The organism is Candidatus Cytomitobacter primus (assembly GCF_008189405.1).
GTDB lineage: Bacteria > Pseudomonadota > Alphaproteobacteria > CAJXXZ01 > 1604HC > Cytomitobacter > Cytomitobacter primus.
In genome coordinates, this window is record NZ_CP043316.1 from 165,871 (window position 1) to 184,885 (window position 19,015).

Below are 19,015 nucleotides of genomic sequence, written 5' to 3' on the forward strand. Positions count from 1 at the left end.
TGCTATAGTAACTGAATAAATATATTATTGATGAGATGGCTATCACATGGTTCATGCCTTCGATTATATATAATATATAGGTATGTGTAAATTATAGGATATAATTTTCATTAACTTGATGTTAACATTATACTGTTAGAATTATAATAAATTCAAAGAGGGTGAAAAAATGTATTATAAATCTTTTGATTTTATCGTGTTGGTTGCAACATCTTACTTTGTTGTATCAGGGTTGATAAGAGGATTTTTCGGAGAAATAACAAAAATACTTTCAATTGGGATATCAATAGCTGTTTCTGTATTTGCAATGTTGAAATTTTGTATGTTGGGGAATAAATTAGGGAGCGTGGCATATTATTCATCTGTTTTTGGTGTTCCAATTATAATATTTCTAATTGTAGGTTATATACTGCTAGGTATCTCATCCAAACTGAGCAATATGATTGGCAAAAGTCATTTCCGAAGTTTAGATAGATTTTTAGGAATAATATTAGGGTTAATAAAAATTTTTATATTAGTGGTTTTGTTTATTAAAATATCTGATGAGTTTTATCCAGATTTTACTCAATATATAGAAAAATCCATTGTATATAAATGGGTATCTTCAAGCCATGTAATTGCTAAATATATTAATAATATGCTTATGAATGCTTATGATTTTATAGGCACTTGTTTTGATAAATTAATATGTTGTTTTACAAAACAGAATTAAATATAAATGGCATTAAATCATAATTGTTATATTCATAATTACACTATCACTGAATATATTTGATTGTAATATGATTGTTGTGGAAATTCATGATATATATACAATATAGGTATGGATCCAGTAGCTTTTACAGTCTTTTCTATCAAAGTACATTGGTATGGAATAGCATATTTTACTTCGTTTTTAATTGTTAATTACTTAACAATACGCAGATTGTCATATATATATAGTGCAAAACATATAGAAAAAGCATTGTCTTTTGCATTTTTAGGAATGATTATAGGTGGAAGGTTAGGGTATATCATGCTATATGAGCCTAGCAAGTTATTAAATGTAATGGAGGCAATTGCAATATGGAATGGTGGAATGGCTGCTTATGGTGGGTTTATAGGTGGGATTAGTTTTCTATATTTTAAGTCTAAATTATATAAAATTAAGATAATTGATATGTTAAATACTTTGGCTTGCTATATGCCAATAGCATTGTTTTTTGGAAGAGTTGCAAATTGGATCAATAATGAAATTCCTGGCAAAGTGCTATATGATAATGCTCAGAATATCATTTTTCATCATCCTGTGATTTTATACAGCATATTATTTGAGGGAGTTATTTTGTATTTTCTAATTAATTTTAAAAATAACTTAAGACTGAATAGCATTACAGAGAGCAATTTATTTTTCATTTCATACGGGGTTATACGATTAGTATTAGATTATTTCAGAGCAGTAGAATCATCTATGTTTTACTGTTTAACGTATGGGCAGGTATTTTCCATTATGATGATTATATTTGCTGTGATTATGCATCATTATAAATCAAAACTATCTACAGATTAGACAGTACTATATAAATTAATTTTGGTTATATATAGCTTAAGTTACAGAGGAGAAAAGTACTTATGTTGTTTGTGCAGAAAAACTATACTATTTATACAATATATTTATGATATTAGTTTTGGAATATGTCGCATATACATTATATAGATTTTTATAGTCGATTAATTATTTTGCTGAAATTGTATTTAATGTTTGATAAGAAAAAAATCAATTGACTGTTAGCTTTTATATTGAACAATGTATTATTATGAATATTAGATTAAAACAGATTTATATAAGTTAAAAAAAGTTTTATTAAGGTTCATTATCAAGTAGTTATTTAATTAGGTGATTATGCTTTCTTACCAAAAATAAAACTATCCATAAAAGTAGAATATAATACACAATAAATGTATGCATAAACAAGAGTAATAAAATAAGTAATAATTCGAAATGGAATATAATCACATAGCAATAAAATAATTGTGTTCACAAATTATATATTGTATAGTGATAATTAATAATTACATAAAAAAATCCCAACAACCCAGTTTGAAAAACAAAATTGTTAGGATGAAAATTTAACTAAGAAAATAATCACATAGCAATAAAATAATTGTGTTCACAAATTATATATTGTATAGTGATAATTAATAATTACATAAAAAAATCCCAACAACCCAGTTTGAAAAACAAAATTGTTAGGATGAAAATTTAACTAAGAAAATTTAAAGTTAAGTAAGTTACAAATTAAGTTAATAAATTAACCTAAGATGTTAACTCCCAAACCTAAGCTTCCATTAAACTCAACAGATTTTTTAGCATCGAATTTAGTTTTAGCATCATTTTTAAATGAATTTTCTTTCTTCATGATGTAATCAACATTGAACTCACCAGATACGAATAGTCTTGCGTTGAAATGGTAGTTCAGACCTAAGTTTCCACCGAATCCCATGTAATGCTTTTTATCAGCATCAGCAGCATTGATAATAGAATCTGATGTAGCTGAGATTTTGATGTTTCTGTAAGCAAACAAAGCTGCAGCATGTACAGAAATTTTGTCATTCAATTTGTATTGAACAGCTGGTCCAGCATTGAAACCAAAGTTAGACTTTGAAGTAAATAATACTTTATCAGCATCATTTTTATGATTTTTCTTGTCAGAACCCAAGTCAGCAGAAACTTTAATTCCGAACTTGTTCATGAATAGATTAGCTGTTGCTCTACCTGCAAAGTAAGAAGCATTTCCATCTTTTTTGAATTCACCACCGAATGATACATCTTTGTTTGCGTCTGCAGCATCTTTAATACTACCTGAGATTTCTACATTTGTTTTTCTAACTACACCACCAGCAACAACTGAAGCAGTAACTTTAGCTGACACATGACTGGAAAGTGACAATAGCGCTAAGAATAAGAATTTGTTATTCATTATATTTAATTCCCCTTTCGAAAAGAACATACTCATCATACAAGAAAATATCTTAGATTAAAATAGGAAAAAGCAAAAAAATTGTAATAAATTGTGAAAAAATGAGCTTATTTACATATTTTTCTAAACGCTACCATTTAAACTGCTCAATTAATTCATTAAAAATTATCGAAAAATGCATGAAAATTACTTAATAATAAGTATATTGGAGGTGGGAAAATGGAAAAATTAAATTTTGCTTAAGTAATTGCATACTAATCTTACACCAAACCCAGTCGACTTATTGATATTAAGCATAGAATTTCTAGATGTATGTGCAACCCCCGCAATATCGATGTGTGCCCATTTGGTTTTTTTATCTATAAATCTTTGTAAGAATTGTGCAGCAGTGATACTTCCAGCACCAGCACCTGGTTTTGCAATATTACACATATCAGCAATATGGCAATTCATTAATTCATCATACTTATCATTTAATGGTAACCTACAAACAGGTTCGTGAGTTTGATCTCCTGATTCGATCAATTGATTAGAGAGTTCTGTATCATTTGAAAACAAACCACCATATAATTCTCCAAGTGCAACAACAACTGCACCAGTTAAAGTTGCAAAATCTATAATTTTACTTGCTTTATATCGTGTTTGCGCAATATACAGTGCATCTGCCAGGATTAAGCGTCCTTCTGCATCAGTATTAAGTACTTCTATTGTTTTCCCAGATAAAGAAGTGATTACATCCCCTGGTTTAAGTGCATTTCCTGAAGGCATGTTTTCTACACAAGGAATAATGGCTATTAATTTTTGTTTTAATTTATTTGAAGCAGCAGCTTTCATTATTCCTAATACAGTGGCAGCTCCACCCATATCAACTTTCATATCTTCCATACTTCTAGGTGGTTTTAGTGATAATCCACCAGAATCAAATGTTACGCCCTTACCAACTAATACAATTGGATTATGTTTATTATTTGGATTTGAAGAATTTGAAGCAGCAGAATTATTTATGATTTGTTCAGGAGGATTGGAGCCTTCTATATTGCTGTTATTATATGAAGTCCCATCCCATTCACATGTTATCAAAAGGGGAGGTTCACTACTTCCTTTTCCTACTTCCCAAATACCTCCTTCAGTAACTTTTTCTATAGTAACTTTAATTCCTGGTATGTTTTTTGCGTATTCAGCTAATTTGCTTGGTGTTAGTAAGTTGCTTGGCATTTCAACTAATTCTCTAGTTAAGAATGTAGAATCGATTAGATTATTAATTTTTTGTATTTCTTCATGCATATTTTCTTGAAGATCTTCTGTGTGAGGAGTGTTTGTATTAACACTGTCTTTAAAGTATATATCTATAGAAATTTTATTTTTAGGCTTTTGATTGGTTTTATGCCCGGAATATTCCCAAATTCCTATAAGCAATCCTTCGTAGAATTTTAATAAATCATATTTATTGATATGACTACAATCAATGGTTAATTTATTTGTATTATTTAATCCATTATTTATATGATTATTTGTCCCTATGCTATTTTGTATGCTTTGTATATATTTCCCTATCTCAATTCCAAGTAGAATATCATTTGGCTTTTTAGTGAAATATTTAATTTCTGTTTCATTATTATAAATTTTCTCTACATTATCAGATTGTATGATTTTTAATATTGTATGATTTTGATCTGATTGTTGAGCTAATTGATTGCTTAATCGAAATGTAAAATTTTTGAAAATAAAAGTATTTGTCATGTAACTGCTTTCTTTGATTATTTCTATTTTGACGATTTTAAAAATTTAGTCAAATTATGTTTATTCCTTGAAGTGTTGTGCATCTGAACAGATTGTTTGATTTAGTGATAATGATTTGTATTTTGCTCTACTTTTTGTCTAGCTTGATATACGCTTTTTTCAAAACTTTTATTAATTACTTTTCTATTTCCAATCCTATTTGCTAATTCACCTCTCATATGCATTAGTTTAAAATATCCTTTGGTGGTTTTTTGGTATGCATCAATTGTTCTTGTATATGCATAAAGAACGCTATTCTCTGCCATAATTACATCATCTATAGAAATTCTTCGTTTGCCTGCTAAATCAATGTCATTAAGGAATAAGGATTTCTTGGATTTCAAAGCTGCTTCATGGTGATTTAAGGATTTGTTATGCATTTGTAATTCTTTTTTACTATTTTCCAAATTTGCAAACACATTATAACCAGCAGTAATAGTTTTTCTTACACTCTCTAAATATTTCAATTTAGCTGCATTAATATTTTGACCACCTTCTATCATTTTTGACATGCTATCTAACCCTAAGTGGTGAGTTAAAGATAAATCTATAGATCCTTGCCATTTCGCTCCAGTCCTACCATGCGTAGCGCTGTATTCACCAGATTTTCTTGAATATGTTGTGTCTAAGTTAAAGCTAGGGAGCATGTTCATAATCCCAGATCCAGAAGAAGCAATTATATGCTTTTTAGAGTAATATTCTTTTTTCAAATCATGAGATCCAAATAATATTTTAGTTTTATTTGTATCCCAATTTCCATAATGAGGGATAGATCCAACTTGTTCAGGTAGCTTTGTGCCTGGAGACAATACCTCTAATTTATGCCTTAGTACTTTTTCTTGATTTTGATTAACAAATAATTCGATTTCACTGTTTGATAATTCAGCTTCAGCAGTATGCAAATCAGAAATATTCATTGTACCAGTTTGGATCCTAGCTTTGATTTGTTTGACTAAGTGTCTCCTAGATTGAACAATTCGGTTTTTTAAGTTTACAGTGGCTTTTTGGCAAATCCAGTCTATTAATGTTTCAACTACTTCTTCTAAGCAAAATTTTGACCAATTTGACCAATATTCCTCTAAATCAGCTTTTGATTTAATATTTGCAGCAGCAATATCAGTGATGATTGAATTTTTAATTTTTAATAGATGAACTTGAACCTGTTTATTGTGCCACTTTGCTCGGAACTTATTATTTGGGATGCTTTTTCCATCGTACATAAACTTATGTTGGGTCGTAAGCTGTGAGTCAATAGAAGGTAAGAATGACAGAATGGATGAGGCATTCTTAGCTTTTGATGCTGACAATTGAGCTCTAATATATTTGACGTAATTATCAGATTGAATAACTTGAGAAGCCCATTCTTCAATTGCTGATATATCACCTGATGAAATGAAATTTAGTTCTTTATTATTATATTGCTTGTTTTTGGCTTTATAAGCATTGATTTTATTATTATTGTTGCTTTTGTTTGCAATTAGTGATGATGAAGCACACAATGTCAGTGCAAGAATACCATTGGAAATATATTTTATAGACATGGCTCAATTCTCACATATTTCATTCCAAAGATCTATTAGATCGTAAAAATTCTATATTGTTTTTAAGGTGTTATTAATCTATTTTTCATGCATTATGAATATTTGTTTTTTTATGAATATTTATATGTGTTTTATAGTTTGAATTAGTGATGTTTTTTACGATTTGAAATTAATTGTATAGCGTAAGCTATAACTAATAATGTTAAAGTTTCTCCTAATGTATCTAGAACTCTATAATGTACAACAATATCATTTACAGTAGTATTTGCAGGGTACTGTACAATTTTGGAAGGTATTTTGAAACATGAAATCAAACATATTGCTAGTAACATAGAGTGTAAAAATGAAAATATGGATCCGGGAATGCTTTGCTTATTTACATTGAAATTTATTTTTGATTTGATGATAAGGTAAGTTATAATTATATCTACAATAATATTTGTAACAGCAATATCAACACCTCCAAATTTAATGTACTCATTCGTCATATAAATACTAATTAATAATAATCCTGCTAATTTGGATGGAAGTCCTTTGTATAGAAGTAGGAAGCATCCAAATAGAAGTAAAAACAGAAAGTGCATTTCATTATAATTAAATTTAAAATGAGCAAGTAAATTATATAAGAATTGTGGGTTAAAGATTGCTATATTTAAAATGCCAAACAATAATAAATATATATATATAGTTTTTTTAACATTTTGCATACTTTGAGGAGCTGGAATTTTCCTGATATAGCCAATAATATTTGTGAAATTGAAATTCTTACATAATCTGTATTGTTGTAATATTGCATGAAGTAATAGTGCAATTAAGATATATAGTATCAAATAGCATATTTTAATTATGGTGATAGTGGATGGCAATAAAAATATAATACATGGGAAGAATATAATATGTTTTATTTGTAATTTTGTGAATTGTGTTTGATGCATTTGCTTGAATAATTTGAAGAATAATAAAATATTTGTAGATTTTACAAGTATGCTAGAAATCAAATGTACTTTCCCATACATATAAGTGATTTCAAAGCCGGGAATTCCACACATTGGAATTATGCATAAAAATAATAATGCAAAAGAAGAATATGATAATGTTTTAATATTTTCTATATTATAATTGCCATTTTCCTTGAATATTTCATCACAAAATACAAACATAAATGATTTATATAATGCATGTGCAAATATGATATATTTTAGTGAATGCAGATCTGAATGGTTGTATAGTGCTGTTAATATACATAATGATACGTGCATTTGTGAAGTTAGTGACACCAATATTTTTAAATTACTAGTTCGGAAATAAAAGCATGATTTTAATAATGTAATAAAACAAGAGATGCTTAATATATAATAGAGTAAGGTATTGTCTATTTGTGAATTATGAATTTGTAATATTAGATATAGTCCCATCTGTACAATTGTTGAAGAATGCAAATACGCACTTACTAGAGATGAAGATTTTTCAGTTAACATAAGCCATGAGAATGGAAATTGCGATGATTTAGTAAGAATTGTAATGCATAATGCAATTGTTATTTGTAATATTTCATTATGAGTAAATTGTGCATGCTGCAAGTCTATCCATAAAGTGCATTTTTGCATTAAAATGCATGCTGCCCATGCGAATGTAAGCCCTCCGATAATATTATTTAATAAGATTGTTCTTGTCTGAGATTGATTATGCTCTGTTTTGAGCAATATATATGAAACCCATGTAATAAATTCCCATAATATAAATGATAATAAAATAGATTGAATGCTAAAAAATAGGTAAGATATAAAGCCAAATAATATAAATGCAAATGATGAAAATGAACTGTTTTTGGTTAATATTTTGTACAGCAGTATTTGAATTCCAAATATAGGCAATATGGAAATATAAGTATGCCTGAATAGGCAAAAATGCTCAAAAATGCTCAGACTGGAAAACATGTTTATATAATTACATATAAAATTGGAAGAGAATATATCTTACTTATAGTAGTAGAAGAGAGAATATCTTACTTATAATAAAAAAACTTATAATAAAAATAAAAATGCTTTGCAAATCAGGATGTTTGTTTACTATCTTTGATTTTTGTATAACCTGAATGTAAATACAGAAGATAGTGCTAGTGGAATAATAACCATGTATGCCCAATTTGTAGCAAAAGATACAATCAATGAGCCTAAGAACATGCTTAAATTATATGCAATAATTGATGCTATAATATTTTCACCACACTGCTTAACCATGTTTTTTAATCCATAATGCATCCCAAAGGCAATGCTAAGTTGGGAGAACAGCATTAATAGGACAATGCCAATTTTATTGGTCATAGATAATAAAACCAGACCTGTCCATACAATTATAAAAATCCTATATATGTATAATATATTAGTATTGTATACAAAGTTGTTTGATGTGAGATTATTTAAATCATCATTATTTATAGGTTGATTAAAATTTTCATTACTTATAGCATTTATCTTTCTTTTTTTATCCATTCTATCTAATATTTTGCCAATCACAGTTACAAACAAAATTGAAGAGCATAGCATGATTAACTTATACTTATGTATAAAATATAAATCTGTATATCCATGCTTTGCAAAGAATTGAGGGAAATATAGGTAATTCACGATTAAGAAGCTAGTAAATACCATTATCAATACTGAATTAACTATTGGCTTGAAGCTTGATATGATACTAAATTCTGTAATGCTACGTTGTACTTGAGTTATTTTATTTGTGTTGAATGATCGCATTCTAAATAGTAGCAAACCAAACAATCCAGAAATCATAAAAGGAATTCGCCAATAATAAGATAAGATTTGCTCTTTTGAACAAAAATATAATAATGTCCATGATGATAAGCTAGCTAATATGGCTCCAACAGTTGTGCTAGAAATTACCATTCCAATTTTTGAGTTTTGGTTTTCATCATTATCAGATGCAATTTTAATTGCTGAAGGAAATTCTACAGCATATGATACACTTTGCAGAAATCTTAATCCAATTAGCAAGCATGTTGCTGTGATTCCGATTGACGAATACGATGGCATTAATGCAATCACTAATGTAGATACTGACATTAATAGCACAGATATTTTTAATATTTGCTCTTTTTGATTACTTAAAAGGCTGATTATAAAAATTCCTATAAATCTTGATGCATATCCAAGTGCAAAAATATAGAAAATAGAATTCATATTTTCTGGGAAGAATATTTTCGATATGAAATGTGCAAATTCCATAAAAAGTATGTAATCGTAATATTCTAATAAAGTTCCTAAATAAGTAAAAATGGAAGATTTAGAATTCTTCTTGTAAAATAATTTCATCATTATATGTTAACACAGGCGCTGTAGGAATCGAACCTACGACCAGCTGATTAAGAGTCAGATGCTCTACCGGACTGAGCTAAGCGCCCCTGATGTAAAAAGTAGCATAAAATAATTGATATTCAAATAGCTTATGCGATATATTTCAATGCTTATGCAATATATGTAAATTAAATTGTAAATTAGATCATACAATATATGCAAATGTTTTATGCTAATTATTATTAGAATAGTTATATTAATTAAATTTAATAAGGCTATGTAAGTTTCTGAATAAACTTAGTATGAATGATTGAAATATAATTGAGTTCAGCAAAGAAGATAATCGGGAAAATGTTTACAAAGATATTAATGTAGTATTTACAAAATCATATAATTTGTTAGAATTTTCCAGAGAGTGTATAGCTCAGCGGTAGAGCGCTACGTTGACATCGTAGAGGTCGTAGGTTCAAACCCTATTGCACTCATTTAAATTCATGCGATATTATATCGTGTTATATTCAGAGAAATTTATATTTTGATTCAAAATACTTACTGATCTATTTACTGATTATTAGTTTATCAAGTATTTTTTTATTGATTTGCCATATTATTTGCTACGCTGATTTAGTGTTATTGTGTGTATGCTGCAATCCTTTATTGTTTGACATTCTATATCGGCTATTAGCGCATGATCTTGATAGAAGCCCATCTCTCAATCCAGCATTTGACATGATTATTACAGAAATATTAGGAATGAATGACATTGTCCTATCCATAAACATTGCACTTCCTCTTGTTGAAATATCTTTTTGATTGGTATTTTCATTTTTTTCTATATCACTGACGATTTCTTTAAAAGCTTGTTTAACTTGTGGAACAGAAAGAATCTTACCATGAAGAATCTTAATATCTATATCTTTTAAAGAGTGAATATGGTTTGCTAGTGTACTCATGATTCCAGATTTAGCGATGATCATAGGGATGTTTTCTTTGTGTTTTAAATGATATTTGATGCATCTCTTAGTAAATTGTTTGATGATGTTTTCACTATCTTGATCCATTGAATACATGCTATCATTTTCAAGAAATTTCAAAATACCTATAGGTAAGGAAATCCATTCTTTTAAATAAATAGAATTGTTGTGTTTTAAACACAATGCTATTTCTGTACTGCATCCACCCATATCAATTACATAAGAATATTTATATGGTATTATTTCTATACATCCTAATGAAGATAAATATATCTCTTCATCTGGATCAATCATTCTAAAGTTTAGGCCAGTCTCATCTTTGATTCTTTTGATAAAATGGTTCTTATTAGATGCAAGCCTACATGCAGCAGTAACTACACATTCTATCTTTTTTACTTCATATTGCTTTGCAATCTGAGAACATTTTTGTAAAAATGATACAGTTCTATTAATAGATTCTTCTTGAATTAATCCAGTTTTATATACTTTATCCCCTAGTCTTACAGCATTTGCCATAGATTTTAATATAGAAAATCCAGATGTTTTGTTTTTATTTGCAAATCCGATTAACATTCTACATAAATTTGATCCTAAATCTATACATGCAACTTTATTATTGTAATTAAATTTCATTATTACACAAATTTTAACATACTTTTCCATTTTATAATAAATACATAATCTATACATGCAATTATTTGTTATATAAGAAATTATAGCTTTTTATTAAGTGTTTCGTGGATTAGTATTTGTTTGATTAAATCCACTGATTCTTTCGGTGTTATATTATTTGATTTTTATATATTTATTTAATTCAATATTATCATAAATTTAAACTTCCATGTAATACGGGTGAAATTAAATGTGATTTTTGATTATATATGATGATTTTTAATATATGAAATGCAAAATTTACTTTAAGTCAGTAGAATAAAAGCTTAATTGGAGGAAATTGTTCATGGTGATTTTAGATTTTAGTTTTTATAAAAACTATAAGACAGTGTTAACCATTAGTGCTGATAAATATATTACTAAAAGAAGGGTGATTAGAAAAAGAGCAGTTGATAAAAAATACTAACAAAATAGAATAATTAGGAGAAAAATCTATTTAGGAGATCTCTTAATAGATCTTTTTAGAAAAGAGCTAATTATGATTAAGAATAAAACATGTGCTGTTATATTTTAGCGAATCTTTTATAATTATTTGGTACATGCTAGAGTATAGTTTATGAAATGTTCATTTAAAGCATTCAGTTTGTTAGAAATTAGTTTCGTGCTTATTATTGCTAGTTTACTTATGTTTGGTGGTATGAAAGGAATGCAATTAGTAGAGAAAGCTCGTGTTTATAGAGCTGCATCTGAAATGAGATTGTGTTTGACGGCTATAGAATCTTTTAAAATTGAATATGCTCAGCATCCTTGTATATCTAATAGGTTTAATGTAAATACAGTTGTTGGTAGTAGTAATGCAGGTCCCAATCAGGATCTACAAAAAGTACTTTGGAAGAATCTTCATAAATCTGGATTGATTAAAAGCAGTATAAACAGTGATAGACAATCTCCATTGGGTGGATCTTACCATGTTCAATATAGTAAAGGATTTTTTAATATTATAGTAGGATCTGCGAATGATTTTTGTAATAAAGGAGTGTTAACAGGAAAGCAAGTGTTGTTAATGATTGAATACCTTGATCTAGATGAAGAAGAATATGAAATTGTTACTAAATTAGGAGGCAATTGCATTGTATTGCAAAGTTTATTTGCGGACTCTCAAGACAGGTACATGATTATCTTTAAAACAAAAGAACATTAATTGAGAAGGTATTAAGGGTAAGGTTAATTTTATTATACAATGAATGTATTAGGGATGATAAAATATCAAATAATAAAACTAAAACGCAAAATAGAATTATGTGGAATGAAGTATAAAACACAAATCCCAAAGCTATTTATAAAATTAGATACAATATTCAAATTCATTGTAATGGCTCTTAAGGTCATAAAACTCTATATTAGAAATAAAACTAAAAAGTTTTATATGCAGGGCTCCTATATTATATATATTCGAAAGCTAAAAATTATAAAATCTAAGGTTCTAAAACTAAAGTTATATGCGTTTAGTTTGGTAGAAGTTATTTTTGTGTTAATAGTATTTTCTATGTTATCGACTGTTTTAGTTAAAACAAGCAATAGTATGATAAAAGCACACAGAGATAGGGTGACAAAAAATAATGTTGAAAAGATATATAGGGCAATAGGGCGCTTTGTTGCTATAAATGGATACCTGCCATTTCCTTATCATGGGTGTAATAAGTATATTTATGGATATGATAAAAATAGAAAGTGTGGACAAAACTGTACTCATAGCTGTGATGATCCTTATGGTAGTTCAAGTTTTAAGTTAAGTGATATGAAAGAAATGTTAGATATTAATAAGCAAAATTCCGATAATATACCATATACAAACCCAAGTAAATTAGGGGTAGGAATTGTGCCGTTTCTTACATTAGATTTACAAGAAAAAGATGTGAAAGATGGTAATGGTAATTATTTTACATATGCAATGAATATTATATTAGGCCCAAGAGATGGATATATTTACTTGCCACAAGATCACCCTTGTATCAAACATAATACTGATTTAGTTGATCATGATTATTACGAAAGATATGAGCCACAATACGAAAAAAAACATGTAAATCAAATTTCTGGATTCTGTGATGTAAGATTTCATACAGATAATGTCAAGTTCTATCATATGATGCGCAATATGCTTGAACTAAGCACAAGAAATATATATAAGCGCTCTACTTTTTATCAGCATACTGGTATAGAATATAAAGCTGATTTGGCTGATTTAACATGTTGGATTAAAACAAATCTACATGTTATTAATAATCGTGGATATGATGTTTCAGAATCAATTGAAAAGATGCATTATCATATTAATATGACTATGCCTGCAGATAAGCTTTTTGATTTAGTGAAATCGTCAGATAAAGACAAGGCATACTTTAATGAAGTAGCAAAAAACATATATTATTTTGTTAGAAAGCAAGAGGATTTTCAGAAGATTTATAAGGTATGTAATACAATTGCATTTGTTTTGGTTAGTCATGGGCCTAATGGAGGATCTTTGGATAAAAGAATGAATTTTATGAAGATTAATGATAAAGTGTCTTGCCCGCATAAAAAGGAGAATGCTACATGCTCAAATCATTTTTATCAAAGTGGAGATGTTGATAAAGGATTTGATGATCAGGTATTTTACATATCCAAATTTTCACTTGCATCTGAATATGGTGGATTTCAGTGTAGGCCTTATGATTTGCCATTTTCTATGGAATTAATACATAATAATAAATATAGTTTAGCATGAATAATTATAGATATTTTATGAATATGGCCCTAAATATTGCTAAGCTAAGCTCTGATGAAGTGCCAGTTGGATGTGTAATTGTGCATAATGAAGATATTATTGCTGAGAGTTGTAATAAGGTTGAAATATTACAGAACCCATTACTGCATGCAGAGATGATAGCAATTAATCAAGCACTAAAAGTTTTGAATAGTAAATTCTTAGAAAAATGTATACTGTTTTGCACTTTAGAACCTTGTAGAATGTGCATGGCAGCAATTCAATTAGTGCGGATGAAGCAAGTTGTATTTGGAGCTTACAATGGAGCTTATAACAATGTATTTCATGATAAAGCTAATAAGACTGATAATAATATAGAAATTATAGGTGGGGTTTGTGAAACTGAATGTTCAAGTATATTGCATTCTTTCTTTAAATCTAAGCGGTAAAAAATAACAACTAATCTAAAATATATATAAGTAAAAATTCAATAATATTTGTAAGATTTTTAATTATTATTATAAAATTATTGTTTTTTATTGTTTTTTGCATAATATTTTGACGAAAACTTAAGTATATTGATCTTAAATAGAATCAAGAGAGGTTTGCAAATGGGAGAAAGTATACAAAAATCACTATTAAGAGTTAGACCTCCTCGTGTACGTATAACTTACGATGTAGAAACAGGCGGAGCAGTTCAGAAAAAAGAACTTCCTTTTGTCTTGGGTATCATTTCTGATTTATATGGTCATCAAGAGGAGCGTGTGGACTTTAAAGATAGAAGATTCACTGTCATAGACAGAGATAACTTCGAGCACGTTATGGAGTCAATTAATCCAAAATTGAATCTTTCAGTTAATAATGTGTTAGAAGCAAGTAAGGATGATAAGAAAAAGAAAGCTGAAGGTTCTAATATCGGCTTAGAATTATTTTTCAATACTATGGATGATTTTAATCCAGTTAATATTGTGAGAAAAGTTCCTGAATTAAATGCATTTCTTGAAGATCATGAGTTATTAGTAGATTTAGCAACTAAATTAGATTCTAATAATGATTTGAATGATATGTTAGGTAAGGCAATAGCTGATAAAGGAATTGCATCTAAAATTGTATCAGAGTCTAAAGATGTTACAAAAGCATCAGCAGAAATGGATAAGATCATTAAGGATAGTGGATTGTTTGTTCCAGATCCTGAAGATAAAGATTCAACTGAAATTGTAAAATATAGAAAAATGATTGCATCATTATTTAGAAATATGACAGCAGAAACAACAGAAGTTGCGCATCTATATCCATATATGATGGATATGATTGCTAAGATTGATGAGAAGATTTCTTTGCAATTGGATGAAGTGTTGCATCATGAAGATTTCCAAACATTAGAAGCATCCTGGAGAGGAATGCATTACGTTGTAATGAATTCAGAAACAGGTACAAGTCTAAAAATCAGAATATTTGCTGCTACTAAAGATGAAGTACAACAAGATCTGGAACGTGCAATAGAGTTTGACCAAAGCGTATTATTTAGAAGAATTTATGAAGAAGAGTTTGGTACTCTAGGTGGTTCTCCATATTCTTGTTTATTAGGAGATTTCTACATTGGTAAAAAACCAACAGATGTTTCATTGATTAGAAAAATCAGTCAAGTAGCAGCTGCAGCACATACACCATTTTTGGCTGCTGCAAATCCTAATCTATTTGATTTGAATTCTTATAATGAGTTGCATGTCCCAAGAGATTTAAAGAAAATATTTGAAAACTCAGAATTGACTGCATGGAATAGTTTCCGTGATATGGAAGATTCAAGATATGTAAACTTATTCTTGCCAAGAGTATTGGTAAGATTACCATATGGTGAAGATACAATTCCAGTAAAGGGTTTCAACTATAATGAAGCTGTAGATGGAATGGATAACTCAAAATTCTGTTGGGGTAACCCTGCATATGCAATGGCATTAAGAATCACAACTGCCTTTGCACAATATGGATGGACCGCAGCAATTAGAGGTATAGAAGGTGGTGGACTTGTTGAAAATCTACCAGCTTATACTTTTAAAACATCTTATGGTGATATTGCATTGAAGTGTCCAACTGAGGTTATGATTACTGATAGGCGTGAAAAAGAGTTGAGTGATCTTGGATTTATATCTTTATGTCATAATAAAGGTACAGATAAAGCTGTTTTCTTTAGTGCACAAAGTACACAAAGACCAAAAGAATATGATATGGATTCTGCTACTGCAAATGCTGCATTATCAGCAAGGCTAACATATATGCTTAATGTATCCAGATTTGCTCACTACATTAAAATGTTAATGAGAGATAAAATTGGATCATTTGCTTCTAAAGATGATGTGCAGCTTTACTTGAATAACTGGATTGCGAATTATGTATTCTTATCCGATCAAGGTGGACAAGATACTAAAGCAAAATATCCTCTTAGAGAAGCAGCAATTGAAGTAGTTGCAGATGATAGTAATCCTGGATCGTACAAAGCAGTTATATTCTTGAAACCTCATTTCCAATTGGAAGAATTAGAAGTTTCATTAAGACTGGTAGCTACTTTACCAGGACAGGAATAAGGAGTAAAAAATGTCAGAACAAGATTACACAATTTTAAGCAATGAGAACCTAGATATTAAGGTTGATGATGACCAAATTTCTGGATCTAATTTATTTATTCAAGCTAAAGATCTCACTGCACAAAGTGGAGTGGCAGGATTTGAAAAATTTGCACCTATTAAAGCTTTTTCAGAATCTTTTCGTAACAATATTAGAAAAGATAGTAAGCAGAAAAGTGCATCAGTTGGTGGTACAATCAACTCTGGTTTTATTGAAGTATACATTCCTGAGAGTATATTTTCATTAGAATTACAGAAGAAAGGTTTGTCTGCTGATCCAATTCCTCAAATTACTGTTATGAAAACTGTATTGGTGAAAAATACACGTACTGCTGTTACTCAATTGTTTTACACTGACTGTAATATCGTATATGTTGCCAGCCAATTAGGAACATACTATTTTATGAGATTCGCATTTGACCATAGGACAGTTAAACGTGTTTCAATTGATGATCAAGGTCAGAAGCAAGGTGAGTTTGAATTCACATACAACGTTAAAGAATCTTCAGTTAAATAAGAATCACATAACGTTGAAGAACTTTTAGCTTAATCTCTAATTCAATAAGCTTTTGGCTAAAGAGGTTTAGTTATTTAGTGTATAGAGATTTCGATTGTTAAGTATAGAAGATATGGTTTTACGATCAATCAAATACTCTTATTATTCTATAATTACATAAATATATTATTAAGTTTTATTTGAATTGATTGAAATGATTACTTAATTTATCTGTATATTTTGATAAGCATCGAAAATCCACATCTCTTCAGTAATAAATGATTTGATAGATTCAATAATTACAGGCCCTAAACCTTTAATCTCCACTTCTTTATCAGAAAATGTTTTAATAAATTCATCAAATGTTTTGCAATGGTCAGCAATGGTCTTTGCAGTTCCGTAACCAACATTAGGTATGCATAAAGCATATATGAATTTGTTCAAAGCAATGTTTTGATTTGCTTTTATGCTTTCATAAGTGTTTGTGGCAACCTTAGTTCCCAATAATTTTTTAATCATACCATCATTATTAAGTACTAGATCTATTATTTTAAATATATCATTTGGTTTTTGTATGATTTGATGTTCAAATAGCTTCTCAATATTTTTACTACCTAGGCCACTGATATTCATTGCTTTTCTCGAAACAAAATGTTCAATTCTGAGAAGAGACTGTTTCTTACATTTCCATCCATTGGTACATTTCATAGTAACGCTATCCCATATTAATTTTGTTTCACAACATGGGCAATACTCAGGAAGATTGGATATATTATCTGAATTGATTGTATCCTTATTTTTTTTATCTTCTTTTCCTTCCTTATGATTTATGCCCTCCATTTTATGACTTACTTTTTCTAAAATATATGGGATTACATCTCCTGCACGAGCTAGAATAATCTCATCACCTATATTATAGTTTTTGTTTTTCAGCTCTAGCATATTATGTATAGATACTTTTTTGATTTCCACGCCATCTATTTCAATTGGTTTGACTTCTGCCACAGGAGTTATTGTTCCAAATTTCCCTATTTGCATATCAATATTCTCTATAAAAGTGCTAGAGCTCTTAGGTGCAAATTTTACAGCAAATGCATATCGTGGTGCAGTTCTATGGTTTCCCAACTCTTCACATATTTTTAAATCATTGATTTTTAGCACCATTCCATCGATAGGATATGAGATTTCATCTCTATTAATAGATTTAAATATTTGAATTGATTTATTCTCATCTTGGCTAATAAAATAATCAGAAGTTTTGAATCCTTCATTACGTAGAAAATGGATCATATCTATATATTTATTGAATTTAGAGAAATTTGTAAAACTATGCGCAATAAATTGAAGATTATGAGATGCAATAAAACTCATTTCTTTATTTCTGATTATTCCTGCAGTAGCATTACGAGGACTTTTAAACCCATTAGTTTTTTCAAAATCTTTAAATGTCATAAACACTTCACCGCGCACTTCGAAATTATCTAATGATAAAGTTTTAGGTATACCAGAAATATATTCAGATTGTTTAGTTATATCAATTCCTTCAAAACCATCTCCTCTTGTAAGAACATAATTTAATTTATTATTTTTATATCGTATTGATACAGCAATCCCATCTATTTTATGCTCTAATACCATTTCAGGTTCAGATTTAATTGCATTATGAATTTTCTTATAGAACTTCGAAATAGATTCTGATTCATATCCATGATCAAGTGAAAGCATTTGATTTTCATGTGGAACTGTTTCTTCTTCAACTTCTCCAATTTTATTAAGAGGGCTATTTTTTTGTTTGCCAATTATATTTTCTATATCTTCTAGTCGTTGTTTTAATGCATCGTATGATATATCTGATATTAATGGAATTCCATGAGCATATTTCTTATCATATTTATTGATCTGCTTTGCTATTTGTTTCCATTCATTTAATAGTTCTTTGTTCATTTATTTGCCTCTGAATTCCTTCACTCTTTTG

The 19,015-nt window shown here is 28.8% G+C and carries 14 protein-coding genes and 2 tRNA genes; 8 read left to right on the top strand and 8 right to left on the bottom strand.

The features are described 5' to 3' along the window. Positions 1 to 169: 169 nt before the first annotated feature. Both FZC34_RS00725 and FZC34_RS00730 read left to right on the top strand, forming a co-directional pair. On the top strand, positions 170 to 712 hold the full coding sequence (locus FZC34_RS00725; protein WP_148971559.1) for a CvpA family protein: 543 nt from the start codon (positions 170 to 172) through the stop codon (positions 710 to 712). A 111-nt stretch (positions 713 to 823) separates the two neighbouring features. Next, positions 824 to 1,549, top strand: a complete 726-nt coding sequence (locus tag FZC34_RS00730; RefSeq protein WP_148971560.1) for a prolipoprotein diacylglyceryl transferase — start codon at positions 824 to 826, stop codon at positions 1,547 to 1,549. A gap of 742 nt (positions 1,550 to 2,291) precedes the next feature. Here the strand turns inward: FZC34_RS00730 and FZC34_RS00735 are convergent. The 6 genes from FZC34_RS00735 to FZC34_RS00760 form a co-directional block, all read right to left on the bottom strand. Continuing rightward, positions 2,292 to 2,960 (bottom strand): outer membrane beta-barrel protein, encoded by a 669-nt coding sequence (locus FZC34_RS00735; RefSeq protein WP_148971561.1) that lies wholly within the window; start codon positions 2,958 to 2,960, stop codon positions 2,292 to 2,294. 228 nt (positions 2,961 to 3,188) lie between these two features. Continuing rightward, entirely contained in the window at positions 3,189 to 4,700 is a 1,512-nt protein-coding gene (locus FZC34_RS00740; protein ID WP_148971562.1) for a leucyl aminopeptidase family protein, read from the bottom strand. 101 nt (positions 4,701 to 4,801) lie between these two features. Further along, complete coding sequence (locus FZC34_RS00745; RefSeq protein WP_148971563.1) at positions 4,802 to 6,280, bottom strand: TolC family protein; 1,479 nt, start codon at positions 6,278 to 6,280, stop codon at positions 4,802 to 4,804. Between the two features lie 143 nt (positions 6,281 to 6,423). Next, positions 6,424 to 7,440 (bottom strand): hypothetical protein, encoded by a 1,017-nt coding sequence (locus FZC34_RS00750; RefSeq protein WP_148971564.1) that lies wholly within the window; start codon positions 7,438 to 7,440, stop codon positions 6,424 to 6,426. A 909-nt stretch (positions 7,441 to 8,349) separates the two neighbouring features. Further along, the gene (locus tag FZC34_RS00755; RefSeq protein WP_148971565.1) at positions 8,350 to 9,609 is read right to left on the bottom strand and encodes an MFS transporter; all 1,260 of its coding nucleotides are present in this window, start codon (positions 9,607 to 9,609) and stop codon (positions 8,350 to 8,352) included. 15 nt (positions 9,610 to 9,624) lie between these two features. After that, positions 9,625 to 9,698: transfer RNA gene (locus FZC34_RS00760), tRNA-Lys, on the bottom strand. A 306-nt stretch (positions 9,699 to 10,004) separates the two neighbouring features. On the opposite strand from FZC34_RS00760, the gene FZC34_RS00765 reads away from it, so the two are divergent. Further along, a tRNA-Val gene (locus tag FZC34_RS00765) sits at positions 10,005 to 10,076 on the top strand. 129 nt (positions 10,077 to 10,205) lie between these two features. On the opposite strand, the gene FZC34_RS00770 is transcribed toward FZC34_RS00765, so the two are convergent. Next, the gene (locus FZC34_RS00770) at positions 10,206 to 11,198 is read right to left on the bottom strand and encodes a Ppx/GppA phosphatase family protein (protein WP_187440055.1); all 993 of its coding nucleotides are present in this window, start codon (positions 11,196 to 11,198) and stop codon (positions 10,206 to 10,208) included. A gap of 595 nt (positions 11,199 to 11,793) precedes the next feature. On the opposite strand from FZC34_RS00770, the gene FZC34_RS00775 reads away from it, so the two are divergent. The 5 genes from FZC34_RS00775 to FZC34_RS00795 all read left to right on the top strand — a co-directional run bounded on the left by FZC34_RS00775 (position 11,794) and on the right by FZC34_RS00795 (position 17,061). Next, positions 11,794 to 12,378: a hypothetical protein gene (locus tag FZC34_RS00775; RefSeq protein WP_148971567.1), complete on the top strand. Its 585-nt coding sequence runs from the start codon at positions 11,794 to 11,796 to the stop codon at positions 12,376 to 12,378. Between the two features lie 345 nt (positions 12,379 to 12,723). Beyond that, on the top strand, positions 12,724 to 13,944 hold the full coding sequence (locus FZC34_RS00780; protein WP_148971568.1) for a hypothetical protein: 1,221 nt from the start codon (positions 12,724 to 12,726) through the stop codon (positions 13,942 to 13,944). Beyond that, positions 13,941 to 14,372 carry a nucleoside deaminase gene (locus FZC34_RS00785; RefSeq protein WP_148971569.1) on the top strand — a complete coding sequence of 144 codons (432 nt, stop codon included), beginning with the start codon at positions 13,941 to 13,943 and terminating at the stop codon, positions 14,370 to 14,372. Before FZC34_RS00780 ends, FZC34_RS00785 begins: the two co-directional genes overlap by 4 nt. A gap of 162 nt (positions 14,373 to 14,534) precedes the next feature. Further along, the gene (tssC, locus tag FZC34_RS00790; RefSeq protein WP_148971570.1) at positions 14,535 to 16,505 is read left to right on the top strand and encodes a type VI secretion system contractile sheath large subunit; all 1,971 of its coding nucleotides are present in this window, start codon (positions 14,535 to 14,537) and stop codon (positions 16,503 to 16,505) included. A 10-nt stretch (positions 16,506 to 16,515) separates the two neighbouring features. Then, a complete protein-coding gene (locus tag FZC34_RS00795; RefSeq protein WP_148971571.1) occupies positions 16,516 to 17,061 on the top strand; it encodes a hypothetical protein in 546 nt (181 codons plus the stop codon). Positions 17,062 to 17,262: 201 nt separating this feature from the next. On the opposite strand, the gene ligA is transcribed toward FZC34_RS00795, so the two are convergent. Next, positions 17,263 to 18,984: an NAD-dependent DNA ligase LigA gene (gene ligA / locus FZC34_RS00800; protein ID WP_148971572.1), complete on the bottom strand. Its 1,722-nt coding sequence runs from the start codon at positions 18,982 to 18,984 to the stop codon at positions 17,263 to 17,265. Positions 18,985 to 19,015: the final 31 nt, after the last annotated feature.